The sequence below is a fragment of the Mesorhizobium sp. W050 genome, from assembly GCF_054719535.1.
The window spans coordinates 1,021,402-1,045,144 of the sequence record NZ_JBTTIH010000001.1; the positions used below are offsets into that span (position 1 = coordinate 1,021,402).

23 protein-coding genes are annotated in these 23,743 nt (G+C 62.2%); 18 read left to right on the forward strand and 5 right to left on the reverse strand.

The genetic code is table 11. The features are described 5' to 3' along the window. Positions 1 to 25: 25 nt before the first annotated feature. From ACYG9Y_RS04925 to ACYG9Y_RS05005, 17 genes are all read left to right on the forward strand, one after another. A complete protein-coding gene (locus ACYG9Y_RS04925) occupies positions 26 to 796 on the forward strand; it encodes a glutamine amidotransferase (protein WP_023739624.1) in 771 nt (256 codons plus the stop codon). 2 nt (positions 797 to 798) lie between these two features. Continuing rightward, positions 799 to 1,710, forward strand: a complete 912-nt coding sequence (locus tag ACYG9Y_RS04930) for a ribokinase (protein ID WP_023739623.1) — start codon at positions 799 to 801, stop codon at positions 1,708 to 1,710. Further along, positions 1,707 to 2,549: a BtpA/SgcQ family protein gene (locus tag ACYG9Y_RS04935; protein WP_023739622.1), complete on the forward strand. Its 843-nt coding sequence runs from the start codon at positions 1,707 to 1,709 to the stop codon at positions 2,547 to 2,549. Before ACYG9Y_RS04930 ends, ACYG9Y_RS04935 begins: the two co-directional genes overlap by 4 nt. Further along, positions 2,546 to 3,784: a Zn-dependent hydrolase gene (locus tag ACYG9Y_RS04940; RefSeq protein WP_023739621.1), complete on the forward strand. Its 1,239-nt coding sequence runs from the start codon at positions 2,546 to 2,548 to the stop codon at positions 3,782 to 3,784. Before ACYG9Y_RS04935 ends, ACYG9Y_RS04940 begins: the two co-directional genes overlap by 4 nt. Positions 3,785 to 4,007: 223 nt before the next feature. After that, positions 4,008 to 4,274, forward strand: coding sequence for a hypothetical protein (locus tag ACYG9Y_RS04945; protein WP_023739620.1), 267 nt, complete (start codon positions 4,008 to 4,010; stop codon positions 4,272 to 4,274). Between the two features lie 305 nt (positions 4,275 to 4,579). Further along, positions 4,580 to 5,149 carry an FMN reductase gene (gene msuE / locus ACYG9Y_RS04950; protein WP_031193016.1) on the forward strand — a complete coding sequence of 190 codons (570 nt, stop codon included), beginning with the start codon at positions 4,580 to 4,582 and terminating at the stop codon, positions 5,147 to 5,149. A 24-nt stretch (positions 5,150 to 5,173) separates the two neighbouring features. After that, entirely contained in the window at positions 5,174 to 6,274 is a 1,101-nt protein-coding gene (gene sfnG / locus ACYG9Y_RS04955; RefSeq protein ID WP_023739635.1) for a dimethylsulfone monooxygenase SfnG, read from the forward strand. Between the two features lie 51 nt (positions 6,275 to 6,325). Next, positions 6,326 to 7,228, forward strand: coding sequence for an ABC transporter ATP-binding protein (locus tag ACYG9Y_RS04960; protein ID WP_023739619.1), 903 nt, complete (start codon positions 6,326 to 6,328; stop codon positions 7,226 to 7,228). Next, on the forward strand, positions 7,228 to 8,124 hold the full coding sequence (locus ACYG9Y_RS04965) for a branched-chain amino acid ABC transporter permease (protein ID WP_023739618.1): 897 nt from the start codon (positions 7,228 to 7,230) through the stop codon (positions 8,122 to 8,124). Before ACYG9Y_RS04960 ends, ACYG9Y_RS04965 begins: the two co-directional genes overlap by 1 nt. A gap of 3 nt (positions 8,125 to 8,127) precedes the next feature. Next, positions 8,128 to 9,177: a branched-chain amino acid ABC transporter permease gene (locus tag ACYG9Y_RS04970; protein ID WP_023739617.1), complete on the forward strand. Its 1,050-nt coding sequence runs from the start codon at positions 8,128 to 8,130 to the stop codon at positions 9,175 to 9,177. 50 nt (positions 9,178 to 9,227) lie between these two features. Then, positions 9,228 to 10,559, forward strand: coding sequence for an ABC transporter substrate-binding protein (locus ACYG9Y_RS04975; RefSeq protein WP_023739616.1), 1,332 nt, complete (start codon positions 9,228 to 9,230; stop codon positions 10,557 to 10,559). Between the two features lie 65 nt (positions 10,560 to 10,624). Further along, a complete protein-coding gene (locus tag ACYG9Y_RS04980) occupies positions 10,625 to 11,416 on the forward strand; it encodes an ABC transporter ATP-binding protein (protein WP_023739615.1) in 792 nt (263 codons plus the stop codon). Further along, complete coding sequence (locus ACYG9Y_RS04985) at positions 11,413 to 12,660, forward strand: SfnB family sulfur acquisition oxidoreductase (RefSeq protein ID WP_023739614.1); 1,248 nt, start codon at positions 11,413 to 11,415, stop codon at positions 12,658 to 12,660. The genes ACYG9Y_RS04980 and ACYG9Y_RS04985 overlap by 4 nt, the downstream gene beginning before the upstream one ends. A gap of 33 nt (positions 12,661 to 12,693) precedes the next feature. Then, a complete protein-coding gene (gene ssuD / locus ACYG9Y_RS04990; RefSeq protein ID WP_023686773.1) occupies positions 12,694 to 13,869 on the forward strand; it encodes an FMNH2-dependent alkanesulfonate monooxygenase in 1,176 nt (391 codons plus the stop codon). Next, on the forward strand, positions 13,866 to 15,296 hold the full coding sequence (locus ACYG9Y_RS04995; protein ID WP_023739613.1) for an FAD/NAD(P)-binding protein: 1,431 nt from the start codon (positions 13,866 to 13,868) through the stop codon (positions 15,294 to 15,296). Before ssuD ends, ACYG9Y_RS04995 begins: the two co-directional genes overlap by 4 nt. Positions 15,297 to 15,323: 27 nt before the next feature. Then, the gene (locus tag ACYG9Y_RS05000) at positions 15,324 to 15,830 is read left to right on the forward strand and encodes a flavin reductase family protein (RefSeq protein ID WP_050593150.1); all 507 of its coding nucleotides are present in this window, start codon (positions 15,324 to 15,326) and stop codon (positions 15,828 to 15,830) included. A 1,461-nt stretch (positions 15,831 to 17,291) separates the two neighbouring features. Continuing rightward, positions 17,292 to 17,477 carry a hypothetical protein gene (locus ACYG9Y_RS05005; RefSeq protein ID WP_023681021.1) on the forward strand — a complete coding sequence of 62 codons (186 nt, stop codon included), beginning with the start codon at positions 17,292 to 17,294 and terminating at the stop codon, positions 17,475 to 17,477. Positions 17,478 to 17,649: 172 nt separating this feature from the next. On the opposite strand, the gene ACYG9Y_RS05010 is transcribed toward ACYG9Y_RS05005, so the two are convergent. Together ACYG9Y_RS05010 and ACYG9Y_RS05015 are read right to left on the reverse strand one after the other, a co-directional pair. Beyond that, entirely contained in the window at positions 17,650 to 17,853 is a 204-nt protein-coding gene (locus tag ACYG9Y_RS05010) for a hypothetical protein (RefSeq protein WP_155921622.1), read from the reverse strand. A gap of 371 nt (positions 17,854 to 18,224) precedes the next feature. Next, positions 18,225 to 18,596: a response regulator gene (locus tag ACYG9Y_RS05015; RefSeq protein ID WP_023670881.1), complete on the reverse strand. Its 372-nt coding sequence runs from the start codon at positions 18,594 to 18,596 to the stop codon at positions 18,225 to 18,227. A gap of 506 nt (positions 18,597 to 19,102) precedes the next feature. Between ACYG9Y_RS05015 and ACYG9Y_RS05020 the strand changes: the two genes are divergently transcribed. Then, positions 19,103 to 19,795, forward strand: coding sequence for a N5-glutamine methyltransferase family protein (locus ACYG9Y_RS05020; RefSeq protein WP_023681023.1), 693 nt, complete (start codon positions 19,103 to 19,105; stop codon positions 19,793 to 19,795). 54 nt (positions 19,796 to 19,849) lie between these two features. Here ACYG9Y_RS05020 and ACYG9Y_RS05025 read toward each other — a convergent pair whose 3' ends face one another. The 3 genes from ACYG9Y_RS05025 to asnB are packed head-to-tail and all read right to left on the reverse strand — an operon-like array spanning position 19,850 to position 23,742. Further along, complete coding sequence (locus tag ACYG9Y_RS05025) at positions 19,850 to 20,116, reverse strand: acyl carrier protein (protein WP_023670883.1); 267 nt, start codon at positions 20,114 to 20,116, stop codon at positions 19,850 to 19,852. A 52-nt stretch (positions 20,117 to 20,168) separates the two neighbouring features. Next, positions 20,169 to 21,725, reverse strand: coding sequence for a class I adenylate-forming enzyme family protein (locus ACYG9Y_RS05030; RefSeq protein WP_031253256.1), 1,557 nt, complete (start codon positions 21,723 to 21,725; stop codon positions 20,169 to 20,171). Then, the gene (gene asnB, locus ACYG9Y_RS05035) at positions 21,715 to 23,742 is read right to left on the reverse strand and encodes an asparagine synthase (glutamine-hydrolyzing) (protein ID WP_023739610.1); all 2,028 of its coding nucleotides are present in this window, start codon (positions 23,740 to 23,742) and stop codon (positions 21,715 to 21,717) included. The genes ACYG9Y_RS05030 and asnB overlap by 11 nt, the downstream gene beginning before the upstream one ends. Position 23,743 lies beyond the last annotated feature (1 nt).

A 23,743-nucleotide genomic window follows, 5' to 3' on the forward strand; every position in this document is an offset into this window, starting at 1 on the left:
CTCCAAAACAAGATAGGGAGACTACATGTCCAGGAAGAAGGTTCTTCTCGCAGGCGAGTCCTGGGTCTCGACCGCGACCCACATCAAAGGCTTCGATCAGTTTCCCACCGTGACCTATCACACCGGTGCCGATGAGTTGCTGGCCGCGCTGAAGGACAGCCTGTTCGACGTCACCTTCATGCCGGCGCATGAGGCACAGCGGAATTTCCCGCAAACCATGGAAGCGCTTTCGGCCTACGACGCGGTCGTGCTCTCCGATCTTGGAGCCAACACGCTGCTGCTTCACCCCGATACATGGATCCACTCCAAACCGGCGCCGAACCGGCTGCGCCTGTTGCGCGACTATGTCGGCAATGGCGGCGGCCTGTTGATGTTCGGCGGCTATTACAGCTTCCAAGGCATCAATGGCGGCGCGCGCTATCACAAGACGCCGGTTGAGGACGTTTTGCCGGTCATCTGCCTGCCGGTGGACGACCGTGTCGAGGTTCCAGAAGGCTATGCGCCGGTCGTCGTCGGCCCGCAGACCCATCCGATCCTCAAGGGCCTCGGCAAGGATTGGCCAATCCTTCTTGGCTTCAACGAGGTCACGGTCAAGGACGGCGCGGAAGTTCTCGCCACCGTCTCTTCCGACTACCGTTCGCTGCCGCTGCTGGTGACCGGCAAATATGGCCAAGGCCGCACCGTCGCCTGGACGTCGGATGTCGGCCCGCACTGGCTGCCGCCGGGCTTCATCGCCTGGAATGGCTACAAGACGTTGTTCGAACAGATGCTAGGCTGGGCAACGGCCAGGGATTAGCCATGCGCGTCCATGTCGTCGGTAATGTTTGCGTCGATACAACCTTTCAGTTGGACCGGTTTCCGGCGGCAGGCGAGACGCTGAACGCATCGGAACATGCTGACGGACTTGGCGGCAAGGGTGCGAACCAGGCGGTGGCCGCGGCGCGCACCGGAGCCGATGTTCGCTTCCGTGCCGCGATCGGCAACGATCCCGCCGGAGCCTGGATCACAGAGCAGTTGAGCCGCGATCTCGATGCCAGCCATCTGGCGGTACTGCCACTGCCCAGCGATCGGTCGACGATCATGGTCGATGCGCGCGGCGAAAACCTCATCGTCACCGGAGCCAGTTGCGCCGCCGCGTACAATCCTATGGCCGACTGCGGTTTTACCCGAGCGATCGAACGCGGCGATATCGTGGTATTTCAGGGCAATCTGGCTCCGGATATCACGGCCACTTGCCTGAAGGTGGCGCGCGGCGCGGGAGCGATGACGATCTTCAATCCGAGCCCGCTTGCTGCCGACCACACACCGGGCTTGAGCGACGTCAGCGTCGTCATCGCCAACGCGGGCGAAGCGGCGCAACTGACCGGGGCTGGCGACCCTGCCATGGCGGCCCGCGACTTGATCCGTCAGGGCGCCGGCGCTGCCATCGTGACGCTTGGCGCACTCGGCTGCCTTGTCGCCGATGGCGAAGGACGGATCGACCGGATCGCGGCGCCCAGGGTGGCCGTGCTAGACACCAGCGGCGCGGGCGACGTCTTTTGCGGTTGCCTCGCTGGTTGCCTTGCGGCCGGCATGGAGCTCCCCGCGGCAGCGCGGATTGCGGTCCGCGCGGCCGCTGTCTCGGTCGGACGCGCCGGCACGCTTGAGTCCTGCCCCGACAGGCGGGAGATGAAACTGCTCATGGAAACGACAGAAGCGGAAACCGCATGACACAATCCCCCAAACCCGTCGGCCAGGTGACGAATGATGCGCTGCAGTCGATCTTCGGCAGAAGCAAGGTGGTGATCGGCGTGGTTCATCTCGCCCCCCTGCCGGGGGCGCCGCGGTACGATGGCGAGGCGATCGAGGCCATCTATCAACGCGGCCTCGACGACGCCAAAGCCTATTTGCAGGGAGGGTGTGACGGCGTGATCGCCGAAAACCATGGTGACGTGCCGTTTTCCAAGCCGGATGATATCGGGCCGGAAACCTCCGCCTACATGTCTGTCGTCTCAGACCGGATCCGCAGAGAACTCGGCCGGCCGATCGGCATCAATGTGCTTGCCAATGCCTCCATTCCCGCGCTTTCGATCGCCAGTGCCTCCGGTGCTTCCTTCGTGCGCGTCAATCAATGGGCCAACGCCTATGTCGCCAACGAGGGCTTTATCGAAGGCGAAGCGGCGCGCGCCATGCGTTTCCGCGCTAGGCTTCGGGCCAACGGTATCCGCATCTTCGCCGACGCGCATGTCAAGCATGGCGCCCACGCGATCGTCGGCGACCGGCCGATCGAGGAGCAGGTCAAGGACCTCGTGTTCTTCGATGCCGACGCGGTGATCGCCACCGGCCAGCGCACTGGCCACGCCGCCGACCTCAGCTACATCAGGATGATCAAGGACGCCGCCGGACTGCCGACGCTTGTCGGCAGCGGGGTGACACCCGACAACGCCAACGATATCTTGGACATCGTCGACGGCGTCATTGTCGCCAGCTCGCTGAAACATGATGGAGTGTGGTGGAATCAGGTCGATCCGCAACGGGTGAAGGCCTTCATCCGCGGCCTCAAGCGGTGACTTTAGTGCCGGAGATCGACGGCGAGCGGCTGCTGGGCCGGCTCGATGCCTTCGCCCGGATCGGCGCGACGCCAGCCGGTGGCGTAAACCGACAGGCGTTCAGCATCGAGGATCGCGGCGCCCGGCGCCTGTTGGCGGAACTGGCGCTCGCGCGCGGCTTCGCGGTTTTCCAGGACGCCATGGCAAACCTTTTCATCCGCCGCGAGGGCACGGATGCCACCCTGCCGCCGCTGCTGATCGGCAGCCACCTCGACAGCCAGCCGACCGGCGGGCGCTTCGATGGAGCGCTCGGCACGCTTTCCGCCTTCGAGGCGCTCGAAGCGCTGGAGGACGCGAGGGCCGAGACTCGGATGCCGATCGAGGTCGTCGCCTGGGCCAATGAAGAGGGCAGCCGGTTTACGCCGGGTGTCATGGGCTCCATGGCCTTCACCGGAGCCGACATTTGCGCATGGCGGTCCATAGTCGGTAGCGACGGTGCGTCCCTCGCAGAGGAGCTCGGGGCAACGATCTCCGCCTTGCCAGAGGCAACCCTTCGCCCCCTCGGCATGCCGATATCCGGCTACATCGAGCTGCATATCGAACAAGGACCGTCGCTGGAAAAGGAGCGGTTGCCGATCGGTATCGTCACAGCCGTGCAAGGTACGCGCTGGCTGGAGGTCTGCATTGAGGGCGCCGCCGGTCACGCCGGTACAACCGACCTCGCCTACCGTAGGGATCCGATGGTCGCGGCCGTTGCCGCGATTCACAGGCTCCAGACGACGATCATGCCGTTGGACAGCAGGGCAAGGCTGACGGTGGGCCGGGTGACCGCCCAGCCGGGATCGATCAACGCCATACCGCAGTCTGTGGTCTTCGCCGCCGATATCAGGCATCCGCGGGTAGAGCGGCTCGATGCCATCGAAGCAGAACTGCGCCAGGTGTGCGCGGCGGAGGCAGAAGCTCAGCATTGCACGGTAACGATCAGTCGGTCGTTCGACATGCCGGGGGCGGCATTCTCTGCCGATATGGTCAAAACCGTCGAGGAGGCCGCCAATAGCCTAAAGCTGCCGCACAAACAGATGATCTCGGGTGCATTCCATGACGCGCTGTTCCTCGCCCGGGTGGCGCCTGCCGTGATGATCTTTGTGCCGTGCCGTGACGGGCTGAGCCACAACGAGGCGGAATATGTGGAGCCTGCCCACGCGGTTACCGGCGCGCGGGTTCTGCTTCAAGCGGCCACCGTCGCCGCCTCTTAGGCAGCGACGGTGACACAGGCGTGCTGGCGTGAAGAGGCAACCCGTGGGACTTCCTGGTGCCCGTCCGTCATTTCGTGACGTCGGCGGGCTGCAACGGGTGGTCAAGGCCGCCGAGCTGCGGCGGATTGATCGCGGACGTACGATCGGCCCACATTCAACACCTGACCCAGCAGAAAAGCCCACCAGATCCCTGGGCCGTCATTGACGCCGTGGGTGATAGGCGGTGACGATCTCGTCGCTTACCGAGATGGACGATCTGCTGGGCTATCGCCTCGGCCACCGGCAGGAAATCCCCACGCCCGCCATAGAGCTTGCCCGTGTCGATCGCGAGCAACTGGCGCCGTCCAGCCGTCCAGCGCTGCTGGACGTTGTCGCACTCGAGGCGTCCACAAGGATGCGTGTGTCCCAACTGTCGCTGCGGTTAATCCTAAAGCCAATGTCGCGCACCATGGAAAGAGACAATCCCGATTGGGCACCCAGAAACTGGTGATGTCGCCGGCAAGGGAAGCCGCTTCGTAGTATTGCGCGACGGCGACGCCAGGCATCATGGCAACGAACCTTATTGCCCAAAGGCATCGGCGCTTTCAAAAATGTCGATAGATGACTGCGAGCCGTTTTGATCCTTCCCGGCCATCGCCAGATGGACGTTGCTACCGCACATTAGCAGAACCGGATTTTTCTCGCCAAAGGCGAAAAATCGAAACGTCGTTCCTTATCTCTATAGATTTTGTCGAATATCGTCTGCCCCGGTTTGGAAATGACCGATGCGCATGCAGGGTCTGGGAGATTGACGAGTTGGCAAGGCTATCGGTTCTCGGAATATCCGGCGGCGTAAGCACGCCATCGCGCACAACCGCGGTGGTGAACGCGCTGGTCAAGGACGTCGCGCTGCGCGTCCCGGCAGACACGGGCCTGATCGAAATCACCGAGGCGGCGCCTTCGCTTTTCGTCGGACTGTCCCGTGGCGCCCTCGGCGCGTCCGGCGAAGCGATCATCCAGCGTGTCGAGAAGGCCGATCTGCTCGTGGTCGGAACGCCTGTCTATCGGGCTTCCTACACCGGCGCCCTCAAGCACCTGTTCGACCTCGTCGACTATCGCGCGCTCGCCGGCAAGACCGTGCTTCTCGCGGCGACAGGCGGAGGTCCATACCATGGCCTGGTTCTCGAACATCAGCTGCGGCCATTATTCGGCTTTTTCGGCGCCGTCACCGTACCGACCGGCGTCTATGGGGCGCCCGACGATTTTATCGGCGCCGAAATCGTCGGCGAGGCGATACGCGAACGCATTTCACGGGCCGCATCCGAAGCGGTTTCACTGCTCAATTCCAACCATGCAAATGCCGCCGCCGCAGCGCGCGTCGGCTGAGCCAACCAAAAAGGGAACAACGACATGACGTCTCATTCCGACGGCCTGAAATTCGCCTACTGGGTTCCGAACGTCTCCGGCGGCCTGGTCATCTCCAATATCGAGCAGCGGACCGGTTGGGACATCGACTACAACCGCAAGCTCGCCCAGATCGCAGAGGCCAACGGCTTCGACTACGCACTGAGCCAGATCCGCTTCACCGCCGGCTACGGCGCCGACAACCAGCACGAATCCGTGTCGTTCAGCCACGCACTGCTGGCCGCCACCACAACGCTGAAAGTGATTGCCGCCGTCTTGCCCGGTCCATGGAACCCGGCGCTGGCGGCCAAGCAGATCGCCACCATCAACCACCTGACCAATGGCCGCGTGGCCGTCAATGTCGTCAGCGGCTGGTTCCGTGGCGAGTTCGCCGCCATCGGCGAGCTGTGGCTCGACCATGACGAGCGCTACCGCCGCTCGGAGGAGTTCATCCGCGCATTGCGCGGCATCTGGACCGAGGACAATTTTACGCTGAAGGGCGACTTCTATCGCTTCACCAACTACTCGATGAAGCCGAAGCCGATCGATCCGCAGCCCGAGATCTTCCAGGGCGGCTCGTCGCGCGCCGCGCGTGACATGGCTTCGCGGGTGTCCGACTGGTATTTCACCAACGGCAACACGCCCGAAGAGATCAGGAAGCAGGTCGACGATATCCAGGCCAAGGCGAAGGCGAATGGCCACAAGGTGAAGATCGGGGTCAACGCCTTTGCCATTGCTCGCGAAACCGAGGCGGAAGCACGCGCCGTGCTGGACGAGATCGTCGCCAAGGCCAATCCCGAAGCGGTGCAGGGCTTTGCCGACCAGGTCAAGAATGCCGGCAAGGCCTCGCCGGAAGGCGAGGGCAACTGGGCGAAGTCGTCCCTTGAGGATCTGGTGCAATACAATGACGGCTTCCGCAGCAATCTGATTGGCACGCCGGAACAGATCGCCGAACGCATCCTCAAGCTGAAGGATGCCGGCGCCGATCTGATCCTGCTCGGCTTCCTGCATTTCCAGGAAGAGGTCGAGTTCTTCGGCAAGCGCATCATCCCGCTGGTGCGCGAACTGGAAGCGGCGCGTGACAGGGAGCTTGTCGCCGCCGAATAGGCCAGGGCGCGGCCTGCGGGCCGCGCACTCCTTCAAAATCAGGAACGTGTCATGATTGGTGCTTCGCTGGGAGCCGCCGCATACGAGCGTGCGCCCGAAATCCCCGGCATTCTTGCTGGCGCTGGTCCACTCACGGACACGCGCCCGGCGCGCCTGTCGGCAAAGGTCGATGCGATCCTGACTCTGAGCGGGATTGGCATTTCGTTCGGCGGCGTCACGGCGCTGAGCGATGTCGATCTCGAGGTCAAGAGCGGCGAAATCCGCGCCGTGATCGGCCCCAACGGCGCAGGCAAATCCTCGCTGATCAACATCATCAGCGGCCTCTATCACGCCGACCACGGCAAGATCGCGATCGCCGGCCAGTCATTCTCCCGTGTGCCAGCGAACCGTCTGGCACGTCTGGGCGTCGCGCGCACCTTCCAGAACCTGGCGCTCTTTCCCGGGCTTTCCGTGCACGACAACATCGCGTCGGGCCGCGTCCACACCAGGCGCGCCAGTTTCGTCGAACATATTGCCGGCCTGCCACGCGCCAGGCGCGAAGACGCTGCGATTGCCGAAAAGGTCGACAAGACAATCGCCTTCCTGCATCTGGAAACGGTCGCCGATCAGCTGGTCGCGACGCTGCCCTACGGCTTGCAGAAGCGGGTCGAACTGGCGCGAGCGCTGGTTGCCGAGCCGAACATCCTGCTGCTCGACGAACCGATGGCGGGCATGACGGCGACCGAGAAAGCCGAGATGGCCGGGTTCGTGCGCGCCGCGCGCGACCGGCATGGCGTCACCATCATCCTGATCGAGCACGACATCGGGGTCGTCATGGGCCTATCCGACCGCGTCGCCGTGCTCGATTACGGCCGCAAGATCGCCGACGGCACGCCGGCCGAAGTGCGCGCCGATCCGGACGTGATCCGGGCCTATCTCGGCACCGCCGAGGGCGAGGATGGCGAGGGCATCTGATGAGCTACTATGATTTTCTCTTCGTCGTCGAAGTGCTGGTCGGCGGCCTGTTGTCGGGAGTCATGTATTCGCTCGTCGCCATCGGCTTCGTGCTGATCTACAAGACGTCGGGTGTGCTGAACTTCGCGCAAGGGTCGATGGTGCTGTTTGCGGCACTCACCTTCGTCAGCCTGGTCGAACGCGGCATCCCGTTTGCGCTTGCGCTGCTCATCACCTTCGCAGTCATGGTCGCGCTGGGTTTCACAATCGAGCGAACCGTGCTCAGGCCGCTGGTGAACCGCTCGCCGATGACAATGTTCATGGCCACGCTTGGCCTGTCCTACATCATTGAGGGCGCTGCCCAACTGATCTGGGGCACGCAGGTGCACGGGCTTGATCTCGGCATCGACGACACGCCCTTCGAGGTCGGCGGCATCCTGATCTCGTCGTTCGACCTTCTGGCAGCTGGCATCGCCGCAGCGATGGTGGCGGGCTTGAGCGCCTTCTTCTACTGGACGCGGATCGGGCTGGCGTTTCGCGCCGTCGCCGACGACCAGTTCGCGGCCCTTGCCGTCGGACTGCGGCTGCCGCGGATCTGGGGAACGGTGTGGACGGCCGCGGGCTTCGTGGCGCTGGTCGCGGGACTGCTGTGGGGTGCCCGCCTCGGCGTCCAGTTCTCGCTGTCACTGATCGTGTTGAAGGCGCTGCCGGTGCTGGTGCTTGGCGGCTTCGATTCCATCCTTGGCGCCATCGTCGGCGGCCTGATCATCGGCGCCAGCGAAAAGCTCGCCGAGGTCTATCTCGGCCCCTTCGTCGGCGGCGGCATCGAAGGCTGGTTCGCCTATGCGCTGGCGCTGGTCGTGCTGCTGGTGCGTCCCTCCGGCCTGTTTGGCCAGAAAACCGTCGAAAGGGTCTGACCGATGGCCGTGCAAGCGCTCGATGCCGCAAGGGCTCCAATCGACTGGCTGAGGTTCGCCCGGAAATTAGCTTTGCCGGCCGTGGCGATCGTCGTCGTCTACGGCCTCGTCCCGGCCTTTGCGTCGAGCTATCTGGTCGAGGCGATCCTGCTGCCGTTCCTTGCGCTCAGCCTGGCGGCAGTCGGCCTCAACCTCCTGACCGGCTATTGCGGCCAGCTTGCGCTTGGCTCCTCCGCTTTCATGGCGGTAGGCGCCTTCGCCGCATACAATTTCAACCTGCGAGTCGAAGGACTGCCGCTGGCTGCCACCATGATCCTGGCCGGGATTTCGGCCGCCGGAATCGGCGTCATCTTCGGATTGCCGAGCCTGCGCCTGCGCGGCTTCTATCTCGCCGTTTCGACGCTCGCCGCCCAGTTTTTCGTGCAGTGGGCGCTGACCAAGTTCGGCTGGTTCTCCAACGACAATCCGTCCGGGGTAATTTCTGCACCGCACCTTGCCGTTGCCGGGTTTTCGCTCGACGGTGCCGCCGGACGCTATTTACTTTCCGTCACCACCGTCGCCTTGCTGACGGCACTGGTCTGGCGGCTGGTCAACAGCGCCACCGGCCGCAACTTCATTGCCGTGCGCGACAATGAAACCGCCGCGCGCGTCATTGGCGTGCCGGTGCTGCGGACCAAGCTGCTGGCGTTCGCCATTTCGTCCTTCATCATCGGCATCGCCGGCGTGCTGTGGGCCTTCACCTATCTGCGCACGGTCGAGCCGGCCGGCTTCAATCTAGACCGCTCGTTTCAGATCCTGTTCATTATCATCATCGGCGGGCTGGCTTCGATACGCGGTGCGTTTCTGGGCGCCGCATTCATCGTCGTCTTCCCGCTCGTTCTGTCTCGGCTCGGCGCCTTCGTGTTCGGCGGCCTGTTCGATTCTGGTGTGCTCGACATGAGCCAGCGCATCGTGCTTGGCGCGCTCATCATCATTTTCCTCATCGCGGAACCGAACGGGCTGTCGGCCCTCTTCGACCGCCTGAAACGACGGATCGGCTCAAGGTCCAGCTGAGCGCCGCTCGACATTCTCTCACGGACCCAAAACCTCAGGAGACGCAACTCATGACCTTCTTCAGTCACCTCAAGAAAGCGGCGATCGCCACCGCTTTCGTGCTCGGCGCGACAGCCGTCCATGCCGACGAACAATATTTCCCGCTGCAGAGCTACCGCGTCGGCCCCTATGCCGCGGGCGGCACCGGCTTCTTCGGCGGCTTCATCGACTATCTCAACCTGATCAACATCCGCGACGGCGGCGTCAATGGCGTCAAGCTGACCTGGAGCGAGGGCGAAACCCAGTATGAGGTCGAGAAGGGCGTCGAGGTCTACGAACGGTTGAAGAGCAATCCCGGCATCGCCGCCTGGAACCCGCTCTCGGTCGGCATCGCCTACGCCATGATCGACCGCATCACCGACGACAAGGTGCCGCTTATCACCATCAATCACGGCCGCACCGACACCACCGACGGCCGGGTATTCCCTTACGTCTTCCCGCTGCTGCTCAACCCCTACAGCGAAACATCGGGCATCGTGAACTACATCGCCTCCAAGGAAGGCGGCCTCGACAAGCTCAAGGGCAAGAAGATCGTCGTGCTCTATCACGGCTCGCCCTACGGCAAGGAGACGATCCCGATCTATGAGCTGCTATCGCAGAAATACGGTTTCGAACTGTCGCAGATCGAGGTTCCGCACCCCGGCAACGAGCAGCAGGCACAGTGGCTGACGATCCGTCGCGATCGTCCCGACTATGTCGTGCTGCGCGGCTGGGGCGTGATGAACCCGGTTGCGCTGAAGACCGCGCAGAAGACCGGCTTCCCGGCCGATCACATCGTCGGCAACGTCTGGTCCAACTCTGAAGAGGACGTCGTCCCCGCCGGCGACGCCGCCAAGGGCTACACCGCCATCACCACCCAGGCGTCTGGCGCCGACTACCCGGTCGTCAAGGAGATCGTCAAGACGGTCTACGACGCCGGCAAGGGCAATCTCGAGGACAAGAGCCGCATCGGCTCGGTCTACCACAATCTCGGCATCGTCAACGGCATCCTCAATGTCGAAGCCATCCGCATCGCGCAGGCCAAATTCGGCAATCGCACGCTGACCGGCGATGAGGTCCGTTGGGGCTTCGAACACCTCAAGCTCGACCCGGCGCGCGTCGAGGCGCTCGGTGCCAAGGACCTGTTCCACTCGATCAACGTCTCTTGGGACAATCACGAAGGTGACGGCTACGTGACCTTCCAGCAGTGGGACGGCAAGAAGTGGAACGTCGTGTCCGACTGGATCGCGCCGGACTGGAATCTGCTGCGCCCGATCATCGAGAAGTCGTCCGAGGCCTATGCCAAGGAAAAGGGCCTCAAGATCCGCACGGCCGAAGACGCCGATGCGGTGGTCAGCAACTGAGTTTGAAGAGCTCACGGCCGGCCCGCGGGCCGGCCGTGCCATCCATCTTCGCAGCGGAGTTATCGATGTCCAGCCCGGAAAATCCGATCCTGTCGGTCAGCCGCGTCGAGGCCGTCTACAATGGCGCCATCGCCGCTTTGCATGGCGTTGACCTCTCGGTCGGCAAGGGCGAGATCGTTGCGCTGCTCGGCTCAAATGGCGCCGGCAAGACGACGTTGTTGCGAGCCGCATCCAATCTTCTGCCGGCAGAGCGCGGCGCCGTTACCGCCGGCCGGATCATTTTCGATGGCGAGGATGTTTCAAGGGCAAGCCCCTCGCACCTTGTCCGCAAGGGCCTGGTCCAGGTTCTCGAGGGCCGGCACTGTTTCCGCTCGCTGACGGTCGAGGAGAACCTTCTGACCGGTGCGCTCGGGCGCTCGTCCTCGCGCCTTGGCGTGAAGGCCGACCTTGAGCGTGTCTACGCGCTGTTTCCGAGGCTTCTCGAGAAACGGCGCACGCGGTCCGGCCTCACCTCCGGCGGCGAGCAGCAGATGACGGCGATCGGTCGCGGGCTGATGTCGCGGCCGAAACTCTTCGTGCTCGACGAGCCCTCGATGGGGCTCGCGCCGCTGATCGTCGACGAGATTTTCAGCGCTTTGAAGCGGCTCAATCGGGACGAGGGTCTTTCGATCCTTGTCGCCGAGCAGAATTCGGCGGTGGCGCTGAAATATGCCGACCGCGCCACCGTGCTCGAAAACGGTAAAAGCGTGCTGGAAGGGTCGGCTGCCGACCTGCGCCAGCGCGACGACATCAAGATCTACTATCTCGGCGGCGCGCCGCTTCCATCGCAACACTTTCCCCAGGAGACTGCAGCATGACCATCCAATCCAAGCAGCCGTCCGACGCGCGCGTCGCCGTGCCTCCGGTCGAGCGCCCGTCGGCCAAGGCGCATATCATCAAGACCGATGCCGAGGCGATCGCCATCGCCGAAAAACTTGCCACTGAATTCACCAGGGAAGCGTCGAAGCGGGATCGCGAGCGCATCTGGCCGAAGGAAGAGCTGGATGCGTTTTCGCAGAGCGGCCTGTGGTCGATCAATGTGCCGAAGGCCCATGGCGGGCCGGAGGTTTCCTATGTGACGCTCTCGAAGGTGATCACCATCATCTCGGCGGCTGATCCCTCGCTTGGCCAGATTCCGCAGAACCATCTCGGCGTGGTCGCCGCCATCCGCACGGTTTCGGACGAGGCGCAGAAAAAGCTGCTCTTCGCCGAGGCACTGTCCGGCACGCGCTTTGGCAACGCGTTTTCCGAGTTCGGCTCCAGGCGTGCCGCCGACTTCGAGACCAAGTTTGTCGATGCCGGTGACCATGTCGTGGTCAACGGCCAGAAATTCTATTCAAGCGGCGCCCTGCTCGCCCATCTGGTGCCGATTGTGGCGCTCGATGACGAGGGGCGCGCCTGGTATGCCATCGCCGATCGCGGCGCGCCCGGACTGACCGTCATCGATGACTGGTCGAGCTTCGGCCAGAAGACGACGCTCTCCGGCACGGTCCTGCTCGACAATGTGAAGGTGGCGAAGACGCATCTCGTCCCCGGCTACAAGGGGTACGACAAACCGACAGCCGACGGACCCATCTTCCAGATCATCCAGGCGGCGGTCGATCTCGGCATCGCCAAGGCGGCGATCGACGAGACGGTCAGCTTCGTGCGCACCAGATCGCGCGCGTGGATCGACAGCGGCGTCGATCATGCCTGGCAGGATCCCTATACGATCCAGGCGATCGGCGACCTCCGCCTGCGCGCCAATGCGGCCGAGGCTATTCTGGAAAAGGCCGGCCTTGCGGTCGACCGCGCCGTGGCCGATCCTAACGAGAAGACGGTCGCGGAAGCGCAGATCGCGGTCGCCGAATCCAAGATCCTCACCACCGAGATTGCCATCAACGCCACCAACAAACTGTTCGAACTCGCCGGCACGCGATCCACGCTGGCCGAGCACAATCTCGACCGCCACTGGCGCAATGCGCGCACCCACACCCTGCACGATCCCGTCCGCTGGAAATACGCGATCCTCGGCAACTATTACCTGAACGAGGTCAACCCGCCCCTCCACGCCTGGAGCTGAGCGGGAACGCCGTAAAGTCACAAAGGACTATTCATGAGCACTGCCACCCCCGACAGGATCAAGGTCCTGTGGTTCTTGCCCACCCATGGCGACAGCCGCTATCTCGGAACCTCCGAGGGCGGCAGGGCGGTCGACCTGCCCTATCTCACCCAGGTCGCCAAGGCGGCCGACGCCATCGGCTATTATGGCGCGCTGCTGCCGACCGGGCGCAGTTGCGAAGACAGCTGGGTGGTGGCGTCGGCGTTGGCGCCGCTAACGCAACGACTTCGCTTTCTCGTTGCGGTCCGTCCAGGGCTGCAGTCGCCGACGCTCGCCGCGCGCATGACCTCGACGCTCGACCGCATTTCGGGCGGGCGCTTGCTGATCAACGTGGTCACGGGCGGCGATCCGGTCGAGAACAAGGGCGATGGCATATTCCTCAGCCATGACGAGCGTTATGAGGTGACGCGGGAATTTCTCGACATCTACAAGGCCGTGCTCAGCGGCGAAACCGTAGCCTTCGAAGGCAAGCATTTCCACATCGAAGATGGCAGGTTGCTGTTCCCGCCGGTGCAGACGCCGCACCCGCCGCTCTATTTCGGCGGCTCGTCGGACGCGGCCAATGCGGTCGCCGCCGAGCAGATCGACAAATACCTCACCTGGGGCGAGCCGCCGGCGGACGTCGCCGCCAAGGTCGAGCATGTGCGCGGCCTTGCCGAAAAGGCCGGCCGCGAAGTGAGCTTTGGCATCCGATTGCATGTCATCGTTCGCGAGACCAATGACGAGGCCTGGGCCGATGCCGATCGGCTGATCAGCCGCCTCGACGACAAGACGATCGCCGAGGCACAGAAGGTTTTCGCCCGCATGGATTCGGTTGGCCAGTCGCGCATGAGCCGGTTGCATGGCGGCAGCCGCGACAAGCTCGAAATCAGCCCGAACCTTTGGGCCGGCGTTGGCCTCGTGCGCGGCGGCGCCGGCACCGCCTTGGTCGGTGACGCGGCGACCGTGGCAGAACGGATCGACGAATACCGAAGGATTGGCATCGATACCTTCATCCTGTCCGGCTATCCGCATCTGGAGGAAGCCTATCGCTTCGGCGAACTGGTGCTGCCGCTGCTACCGCTCGATCACGAAATCTCGACCCGGCCGACGACGGTGAACATGGGACCGTTCGGCGAAACGGTGGCCGGAGATCATCGACCATCGGCGCTGCGCGCGAGCCAGTCTTGAGCGCTTCCCGCAGGGCTGGGAAACTGACGGTCGCCATCATTGGCGGCGGCTTTTCCGGCGCCGCAACCGCGTTTCACCTGGCGCGGCTGCTGCCCGCCGATGCAGCCAATATCGTGGTCGTCGAACCGCGCGAGGCGCTCGGCTATGGTCTGGCCTATTCGACGGCCGATCCCTCGCACCGCATCAACGTGCGGGCGTCCAGGATGACGCTGATCTCAGGTGAGGAGGGCCATTTTTCCGACTGGCTGGAGCAGACCGGCGCTATTCTGGACGATACGCAGGCCATCGCCGCCAGCGGCGCGATTTACCCGCAGCGTCGGGTCTTCGGCCGCTATGTCGAATCCCATCTGCAGCCCTTCCTGCAAAGCAAGGCGATCCGCCATGTCAGGGCCGAAGTTGCTTGGGTCGAGCGCAGTGGCGAGGGCTACCGGCTTGTCCTGTCCGATGGCGCAACGCTTTCCGCCGATGCTGTGGTGATCGCGGCGACGCATCCATTGCCGGCCCTCCCGGCGCCGCTGCGCAGCGTGGCCTCAGTCGCCGGATTGGTGGCCAATCCCTACGATCTCGAACGGCTGCAGGCGATCGCGCGCGACGACCATGTTCTCATCGTCGGCACCGGTCTGACCTCGGCCGACGTCATTGCAACGCTCGACCGCAAGGGCCATCGCGGCCGCATCACGGCACTGTCGCGCCATGGCTATCGCTCGCATGTGCAGGCCGCCATGCAGGGCGACCCGATAGGCGACTTCACCAGCTTGCCTTTACGCAGCGCCACGGTGCTGCTCGGGCACATCCGGGCCACGATCGCGGCAGCGACGCGACAGGGCGAAGACTGGTATCCGGTCCTCGACGCTGTCCGGCGTCAGGGGCAGTTGATCTGGCAGGCCTTGCCGCTCGCAGAGCAGCGCCGCGTGCTGCGCCATCTTCGCGCGCTCTGGGACGTGCATCGCTTCCGCATCGCGCCACAGGTAGCGGCCGTGCTGGATCGCCGCCTTGTCGAGGGGACGCTTGTTTATCGCGCCGCATCGATTGTCGAGGCCGATGAGGCCGACGGGCGTCTCCGCGTCACGCAGCGGTCAAGGCGCCGACACGACCTCATCGTCGAGACGTTCGACAGCGTGATCGTGACCACCGGGCCGGCGCATGCCGACATTCTTCGCACCAACACGGCGATCGCCACCCTTGGACATCTGGGCCTGGTCCGTCTCGACCCAACCGGCCTTGGTCTCGACATCGACAGCCACGGCCGCGCGGTCGGTGCGTCAGGTCACCCGGCCGACAATATTTTCATCAGCGGACCGCTGGCGCGCGGCAGCGTCGGCGAGCTGATGGGCATCCCTGAAGTCACCGCCCATGCCGAGAGCATCGCCACCGGAATTCACCAATGGTTGGGATACAAGACGGCGTTGCGTCGCAGGGCGTCGTGAAACTGCAAACACGATGAGGCTATCCAGATGACACTAACCGAACGCATTCTGCCGGATGAAACCCGGATCTCCCTAAAATTTGCGATGCGACACCTGGCCGGAGCCGTGTCCGTGGTCACCGCAGGCATCGGCGACGAGCGGACGGGCGCAACAATTACCACAGCCCATTCCTTGTCGGTCGAACCGGAGGTGATGGTCGTCAGCATCAACCTGAGCTCGTCGACATGGGCAGCCATCAGCCGGCATCGGCACTTCTGCGTGAATGTGCTGCGCGCCGACCAGATCGCGATTGCCGACCGTTTTGCTGGTCGAGGCGGCCTCAAGGGGCAGGCTCGCTACGAGGGTGCACGCTGGTCCACCCTTGCAAGCGGCGCATTGGCGCTCGAAGGTGCGCTTGCCGCGGTCGATTGCACCGTCGAGGATACCATAGTTCGCCACAGCCATGCGCTAATCCTCGGCAGCGTCCGGCATGTGGTGAGCGGAGAGCCCGGTCCGGCACTGATCTATCATCACGGCGCCTATGGATCGTCGTGAGCGGGTTGGTACGTGTCGTTTTCTGACAGCCATGAAATTCTTGGTCTCATTCAAGGCGGCGAAAGGAACGAAATACGAATTCTCCATAGCCCTTCGCCGAGACGCGCCGCACACACCCAAAATGCGAAAACGCGACCGAGATGGCGCGGGAGCACTATGTGCGATTGTTTGGATGTGAGCCAATACGGGCTTTGCGCGTTGTTGTTGAACTTGCGGAAGCCCTTTTCCAGCAAGAGGCTTGAGAGGAACAATTCTTCCGTGGCGCGTAGCGGCCAGGCACTGCCGTTGGGCAGCCGATTGCGATTGCTACGGCAACGAAGAAGTCATGCCCGCGCGCATGCGGTGCTTGCCGTTGAAGGCCACGACCGATCTGCCACTGGCGCCCGGCGCCGTCGGTCGCTGCGGTCCAGAGTTGCCGACCAGTAAGGACAAGGCAAAATCTGGTGTTCTCGCGAAAAATGGCGACAAGGCGCGGGTCGCAGGACATCACGCCGAAGCCGAAGAAACGCTAGATTCGCGCCGGCAGCCCTAACTAGCGCTGGCGAGACTGGCATGTCCCGCAGCGGCTTCTTGCGCTTCGGCGGCACATAGGCATCGCTCCGATCTTCTGCTCGAGTGGCTTAAACTAGGATTTGCAGTCGCCGTGTTTCTACGTTGTGGTTTCGGCGACATCTGTCGTTCGCAACATCAGTAAGTAAACCAGCTAAACGAAATCAATGAGAAAGATCAGGAAATTGCCCGGTCATTCAATCAGGAATCGTTCGCGTTGTCCTTTGCAGAAGGCCAGCGGATACGCCTATGGCTAGCGAAGGTCGTGCGCCTGTAGGGCGCTGTGGGGCGGCATTGTAGGCATCCAAGCATGAGCGGAACCTAATTTGCAGCCGCAAATTAATGTCCAATGAATGAACTCCCAAACCGGAAAAAACTCGTGCCTGACCCTCAACCTCGGCGGGGCTCCAACAAAGGTGTGTTGCTAGCGGCTGCAGCGCTGCTGTTTGCCTTTCTCGCTCTTATTCTGTTTGGGTTTTTTCAGTAAGTGCGCGCGGCGCCGGCGTCCCAGAGAGGGCAGAGCACCTGCCGACGTGATCTTCGATCCGCTCGCGTCCCAGCGGCGGGCCGATCATACAAGCCGGCTCGGTTCGTCGCTCCTGACGGGTTGATCGGTCCCACAGAGCAGGTTGATCATCGGCAATTTCTTGGCAGCGCCGGTATTCAACTCACGCCCAACGCGATTGAAAACTGAAGCTGGCCGTCCATCGTGACTGACGCAGCACGAGCCGAACAGGCGAGGCAAGCGCAAGCCTTGAGGCCCAACCTCGGACAGACGAATCACGCTCGTGCAGTCTGGAGACGCAACGAGTTATTCATTCGGGCGCCTTCGCATCACCAGCGGAACGAAAGAGTTAATTGACGATTTACTAGGGAAGGATTGCAGGACGGAAAACATTGAGGATTGCTGCCATGACAATGTTGTTCGAACCACTCGACTCTGAAGGTTACAAGCGCAGTGTGGTCTACCATGCCGCACGCTTGTCCATGCTCCACAACCGAATGCTGAAGCGTTTCGACAAGGTCGATAAAGCGGCTGAAAAGGTTGAAGCCGAGGTGGAGCTGTTTGATGAAGCTGTTCGCACTCTCTACGAATGAGCGGCATGTTGACCGCCGACGTTCCTCCTAGCGCGTATACGGGCGCGGGTTTCACCGTTGCCCACCAGGCGATGTCGCGCCGCGGATTTGGGCTTGATAAGCACGATCTAATGTATACGATTCACCCAGCCGGCCTGGCTCCCCCGCCATCGGGCCGGTCAGGCCCGACGGTTCAACGCACCACCCCAAACGACTGTCGGGCCGCCAGGACGCTCACTGCGCAGCCGGGTTCATGCTTTGCCTTTTTTTCTCGAAAAGCGCGAGCTTGGTCATATAACCAATTCTGATTTTTGCATGGCATTGGGTGCAGTTGAAGTTGGATATCACCTTCAACCACGATCCCTTTTTTATGATGACATGAGAACAGTTTGGACATTCCAGTTCCAGGTACTCGTCCCCCATATCGTTTGAAATCGGCACTACGACACTCCCCAACAGTTGCCCGTGAAACTTGCGCTTCGAGATCGGCCGGCACCTCCGTGCTCAAACCCGAACGTGGGTCCTTGGCAGATGTTCCGCAATCCGACCTCTGGCGACCGGGATCGGACCTAAGTCCAAATCGCCGCCAACAGGCCGAGAAGTGGAACCCCGGCGGATGCTTTTTGAACGCTGAATTTCCGTCCTCGACGGTCGTAGTCCGCCGTCCTCCTGGCCAAAGCTCCAATGTTGCCTTGTGTGAAACTGACCTCGCCCGGCCTATCAGGTCGCCAGGGCGCAACTCCGGTAATAATTCGGTCGGAGCGAATGTCAGCGCGAAGCTGTGCGCAGGGACGCCAACTCGCTGACAGCAGCAAGGATGACAGCATCGGTTGCCGGCTTCGGCAGGAATCTGCAGTCGCGGAAAGCCGCGGGAACGTCGGCGGGGCCAAATCCCGACAAGAAAGCAAAGGGGATGCCTCGCGCCTGCAATATCCTCGCCACCGGCAGACCCGTTTCACCGTTCAGCTGGATGTCTAGCAACGCCACGTCAATCTTGTCCGATTCGACAAGACGCAGAGCGGCAGATACCGACGGCACAGGTCCGACCACCTGATAACCGGCGCGACGCAGCCGCGCGGCAGTGTCCTGCGCGACTAGCCATTGATCCTCAACAATCAGAACACTCACGCTTTCGCTCACGGCCCCTCTCTGCGATTGACCGGAAATGAGATGTCGATCCGAGACCTTCGGACAGTTGTTTCGACATGTCCGCAAACCTATAGGTAACCTCTCCATGCAGCAAGGTGAGGCTGATGCTGGAGCGCAGGCGCTTCCACCGACCACTTGCTGAATTACCGGAGCCGAAGATTAGCGCGTCAATGGAGCTGCGGTCCGCCTCCGCTCCATCGAGAGTTGGATAGGCGCTTACCCCTCTCCACGATCCGCAAAATCTAAAAGCCTCCGTACCACGCCATTGGCTCTTCAAGCATGAGTAGCACCTCTCTCTCTCTCTCTCTCTCTCTCTCTCTCCATCTTGGGCGACCTGAGATTGCGGTCGGTCAATGAGCGTCAGAAGTGCGATGCACCGAGTTTGTACCTGCAGTTTTTCGAAGGAAAGGCTTGAGAATTCATGATTTCGGAGCAGGTTTGGCTGGCGCATGAGCGCCGCAGATCTATACTGGGGAGATCAAGCGATGGGGTCGGCCATGAGCAAAGAGTTCAGTGTAGCTGATGCCTATGGCGCCGGCCGCGCCATCTTCATGGGACTTGAACTGCTGGTTTCGCCCGGTGCGCTCGTCCCCAGACCTGAGACCGAGTTGCTCGGCAAGACCGCGCTTGGTGTGTTGCATCAGATGAACCTGCCGGCTCCGCGCATAGTTGATATGTGCTGCGGCACTGGGAATCTGGCGTGCGCGATCGCCTACCATGTGCCCAGCGCCCTTGTCTGGGCAAGCGATCTCACCGATGAATGCGTCGAAACGGCACGCCGCAACACCTCACATCACGGCATGGCTGAGCGTCTTTCGGTGCTTCAGGGCGACTTGTTCGACTCTCTCATCGGCCTTGGGTTAGACGGAACTATCGACGTAATCGTCTGCAATCCGCCTTACATTTCTGAAAAGCGGCTCGAGGGCGACCGCGCCCATCTGATCGAGCTTGAGCCGCGCGAGGCGTTCGCAGCCGGCCCTTACGGCCTGAGCATTCATATGCGCGTACTGAAAGACGCACCGCGATACCTGCGGCGTGGCGGCATCCTGCTCTTCGAGGTCGGGCTTGGCCAAGACCGACAGGTAGCGGGTCTGCTGGAACGCAGCAAGGCATTCGAGAACATCCGTTCGGTCTCGAACGAAGCAGGCGAGGGCCGGGTGGTTCTGGGGCAAGTCAAGACGCAGGCATAAATCCTGCGACAGTCAGACCAAATACGGGGCTGCTCTGGGCGTTACGCTCACCCATCAGTTCATTTTGCGGATGATGTATTGCTCGATCCCCTGGATGGAATCGAGGTTTTCAGGCAGAAGTTCGCTGTCCTCGACGGTAATGCCAAAGGTCTCCTCGATGAACCCGATAATCTCAAGCACACCCGTCGAGTCGACAATGCCTTGATCGAGCAAGGATGCGTCATCCAGCAATGCCTTGACGTCGCTGACGTAGAAATTTGAAACCAAGAAACTACGAATCTGCTCGCTGTAGATTCCGGTGCGTTCCTTGATGGTCAACATGAATTCGTCCTCCCTAACGACACCATTAACGCGACTTGGTTCTGGCCCCGCATCATGACAGCGCCGTTTTCTTGAGTTTTCCCGTGTCCGTCATCGGCAGGTTCGCCACAACGACGATGGATTTCGGGACCATGAAGTTTTCCAGACGCTTCTGGCACTCCTTCTGCAGTTCCCTTTCGCCAATGGCTCTTCCATGCTCCATCACCACAAAGGCTTTCACCGCTTGCCCGAGGAGCTCGTCGGGAACACCGATGACGGCCGCTTCCCGGACTCCTGGAATGTCCATGAGTACGTTTTCCACTTCCCTTGGCGCCACCTTCTCGCCTCGCGACTTTATGATCTCATCCCCACGGCCAACGAAGTAGAGGTAACCCTCCGTATCCATCCGGCAGTAGTCGCCGGTGTATAGGACTTGCTCGCCTGGCAGCGGGCCGGGTTTGAGTTTCCTGGCCGTTGCCTCGGGCTTGCCCCAATACCCCTTCATCACCGTTGCGCCGCGAATGACGAGTTGGCCGACAACGCCGGGGCCTATCCGCCTGTCATGCTCGTCAACGATCCACATCTCCGTATTCGGGATTGCGATCCCTACGCTCAATGGCTTTCGCTCGAGGTCCTCTGGCGGCAAATAGGTGCAACGTTTGCATTCGGTGAGACCGTACATCGAATAGATGCGTGCACCCGAAAACAGCTCGCGAAGCATGAAAATATGCTTGAGGGGTAGGGCTGCCGCAGTGTTTGTGACGTAGCGGATGCTCGAGAAATCCTGGTCTTTGAGGGACCTGAGTTCGGAGAGTGCGGCAAAGATTGTGGGCACGCCAGGAAAGCCCGTAACCCCCTCCTGCCTGATCAACCCGAGGATCCGTGCCGGGAAAGCGAACGAGCGTTCGAGCACCAGCCGGGCGCCGGTACGAAAAGCCATGATCATCTGGTACAGTCCATAATCGAAGGCGAGGGGTAGGACATTGAGGATCACCTCGTCCTCGGCAATTGCCAGGTAGGAAGCGACAGACGCGCACGCGGCCATCATGTTTCTGTGCGTCAGCATCACGCCCTTGGGTTCGCCCGTCGACCCAGACGTGTAGATGATGGCTGCCAGATCAACATCGATGCACTGCCGTGCCGGCGGCGTATCCGCGCCATTGGCGAGGGCGGCGTCCCAGCGCACGGCAAACGGCAGCTGGGCGAGTTCGACGTCGTCGATCGGTCCCGATACGATCACTCGCAGAAGTGACGGGCAGCCGCGCGCCGGCTCGCGGAAGATCGCGTGCAGATGGCCGTCCGTGATGAGCGCCGTCGGCCGGCAGTCGTTGAGCAGATAATCGAGCTTGTCGCTCTTGGTGAGCGGGTTGACGATGCACACCACCGCATTCGCCTTTAGCACCGCCCAGAAGCTAACCACCGTCTCGACGGTGTTGTCGGCGAAGATCATCACGCGATCACCGCGAACGACGCCGGATGCGGCAAGGTCCCGGGCGATCGCGTTGGCTCGCGTTTCGAGTTCGAGGTAGGTGACACGCTGCCTGTTGCACACCAGCGCCACCTTACTTCCGTGTCGGACGGCTGAATGGGCGAGGTAGTCATGCAGCAATGGTACGGCATCATGCAACATGCAGGCGCTCTTCCCGATGTTCGCAGTCGACGTCGACGCTGAGTGTGCATTCGAGCGTTGCACTGGGACAACCCGCGACGAACTGCTGATGAAGAAGTTGGGTCGACAACACGCCGACCAGCGCCATGTTGTCGGCATTGGACAGGTCGCCATCGCCAGTTCTGGCCTGGCATTTGGCAAGCAGGTGCGTGACCGCCTTTGGATCGAAGACATTCGCCTCGCGCAGGGCCGCCTGCGAAACCGCCTCGCGTGCGTAATCCGGAGCGTCTGCGCCGACGAAGCAAAGCGCGTTGGGCGCACGGAAGGGCTGCTTCTTGCGGGCTATGATCTCGGAGGGCAGGATGGGTGCCGCCATGCGCTTCAGCACGTGCTTCTCGTCGAGGCCGCGGAGTTTGAAGGAGGGTGGCAGCGAATTCGCGAGCCTCACAAGTTCATCGTCCAGGAACGGGAAGCGCCCCTCGACGGAGTGAGCCATCAGCATCCTGTCGCCTTGCGAGGAGAGCAGATAGCCCGACATCAGTGTTTGCACCTCGAGATACTGGTCCTGCGCAAGAGGGCTCCAACGGGCAAACTGCGCGGGCAGACGGGCGAGCAACTCGGACACGGCGTCGCGGCCCTGCGTTCGAGCCCGCATATCGGCCGTAAACAAGCGCTTGATGGCACTGGTGGTTCGCCAGCGTGTTTCATGAGCAAAGCCCGGCGCGTCGTAAGCGTGAATATTTCGCCCGAAGAACTGACGCGCCATCGCCTGCTGTTGCACCGGCGAGCGGGTGAGATAGGGGTAAAGGCGTTCCAGGAGCCGAGAGCGTCGTGCCGAAGTCGGGTGGCGCCCCCAGAAGCGGCGGACCTTGCCTTCGCGGAACAGGTCGTAGCCGGCGAACATTTCGTCAGCGCCTTCGCCGGTCAGCACGACCTTGATGCCACGCTCGCGCACCAGGTGCGAGAGCAGGAAGAGTGGCGCCGGGGCAGTCCTCAGGATCGGGCGTTCGGTGTGTTGGATTACCTCCGGAAAGATTCCGGCTATATCTCTGCGCGAAACGACCACTTCATGGTGCTCACTGCCGATCGTCTTGGCAACCATTCGCTGGAAGCGGGTCTCGTCATATTCGGCGTCGGCAAAACGTAAGGAGAAGGTTTGGAAGCGCTCGCCCGCGAAGCGCCTTGCGAGCGCAGCCACAAGCGAACTGTCCAGCCCTCCGGAGAGGTAGCACCCGACAGGCACGTCGGCGCGCACCATTCTGAGCGCCGTCGCGGCCTCAAGAGCGCTAGACACGCGGTCCACCGCGTCGTTGGAGGACCCGGGGAACTCGCCCTGCTGCGATCCGAAATTGTCGGGATAGGAAGGCTGCCAAAAAATCCGCTCACGAACGGTGCCATCCTGATAGATGCGGACACGACCCGGCTCGAGTTCGTTGATTCCGTGGAAAACTCCTTGCGGCGGAACGACCGTCCAGAGCGTGAACGTCTGATCGATGCCGGCGGGATCAAAGGCGCGAGGTATGGTTCGATCGGCTGCGAAAATGGCTTTCACTTCGCTGGCGAAATAAAGCCGGTGCGCATGCTCGCTGAAATACAGCGGGCAAATGCCGAAGCGGTCGCGCGACAATACGAGACGATTGGCCACTGAATCCCAGATCGCAATTGCCCATTGGCCGTTCATCCGCTCGAAGGCCGTTTCTCCCCACTCACGATAGGCGTGCAGCGCGACCTCCGTGTCGCTGCGGGTTCGGAAGCGGTGGCCGAGCGCCGTGAGTTTTTCACGCAATTCGACGTAGTTGAAGATCTCGCCGTTGAACACGATCCACGTCGTATCGCCTGTATCGGCCATCGGCTGCTGGCCACTGGAGAGATCGACGATGGACAGGCGCACATGCGCCAGCCCCGCGCGTCTGTCCCGGTAGAGACCGCGCCCGTCGGGACCGCGATGCGCCAGCGCGCCCATCATCTGCATCAGCGCCTGCCGCGAAGGAGAAGCCGCTGTGGCATTCAGCGCCACGATTCCAGCGATGCCGCACATG

Coding starts and splice junctions, on each gene's coding strand:
- ACYG9Y_RS04925 (WP_023739624.1), top strand. CDS start 26: ATGTCCAGGAAGAAGGTTCTTCTCGCAGGCGAGTCCTGGGTCTCGACC.
- ACYG9Y_RS04930 (WP_023739623.1), top strand. CDS start 799: ATGCGCGTCCATGTCGTCGGTAATGTTTGCGTCGATACAACCTTTCAG.
- ACYG9Y_RS04935 (WP_023739622.1), top strand. CDS start 1,707: ATGACACAATCCCCCAAACCCGTCGGCCAGGTGACGAATGATGCGCTG.
- sfnG (WP_023739635.1), top strand. CDS start 5,174: ATGACGTCTCATTCCGACGGCCTGAAATTCGCCTACTGGGTTCCGAAC.
- ACYG9Y_RS04960 (WP_023739619.1), top strand. CDS start 6,326: ATGATTGGTGCTTCGCTGGGAGCCGCCGCATACGAGCGTGCGCCCGAA.
- ACYG9Y_RS04965 (WP_023739618.1), top strand. CDS start 7,228: ATGAGCTACTATGATTTTCTCTTCGTCGTCGAAGTGCTGGTCGGCGGC.
- ACYG9Y_RS04970 (WP_023739617.1), top strand. CDS start 8,128: ATGGCCGTGCAAGCGCTCGATGCCGCAAGGGCTCCAATCGACTGGCTG.
- ACYG9Y_RS04975 (WP_023739616.1), top strand. CDS start 9,228: ATGACCTTCTTCAGTCACCTCAAGAAAGCGGCGATCGCCACCGCTTTC.
- ACYG9Y_RS04980 (WP_023739615.1), top strand. CDS start 10,625: ATGTCCAGCCCGGAAAATCCGATCCTGTCGGTCAGCCGCGTCGAGGCC.
- ACYG9Y_RS04985 (WP_023739614.1), top strand. CDS start 11,413: ATGACCATCCAATCCAAGCAGCCGTCCGACGCGCGCGTCGCCGTGCCT.
- ssuD (WP_023686773.1), top strand. CDS start 12,694: ATGAGCACTGCCACCCCCGACAGGATCAAGGTCCTGTGGTTCTTGCCC.
- ACYG9Y_RS05000 (WP_050593150.1), top strand. CDS start 15,324: ATGACACTAACCGAACGCATTCTGCCGGATGAAACCCGGATCTCCCTA.
- ACYG9Y_RS05005 (WP_023681021.1), top strand. CDS start 17,292: ATGACAATGTTGTTCGAACCACTCGACTCTGAAGGTTACAAGCGCAGT.
- ACYG9Y_RS05010 (WP_155921622.1), bottom strand. CDS start 17,853: ATGTCCAAACTGTTCTCATGTCATCATAAAAAAGGGATCGTGGTTGAA.
- ACYG9Y_RS05020 (WP_023681023.1), top strand. CDS start 19,103: ATGAGCAAAGAGTTCAGTGTAGCTGATGCCTATGGCGCCGGCCGCGCC.
- ACYG9Y_RS05025 (WP_023670883.1), bottom strand. CDS start 20,116: ATGTTGACCATCAAGGAACGCACCGGAATCTACAGCGAGCAGATTCGT.
- ACYG9Y_RS05030 (WP_031253256.1), bottom strand. CDS start 21,725: ATGTTGCATGATGCCGTACCATTGCTGCATGACTACCTCGCCCATTCA.
- asnB (WP_023739610.1), bottom strand. CDS start 23,742: ATGTGCGGCATCGCTGGAATCGTGGCGCTGAATGCCACAGCGGCTTCT.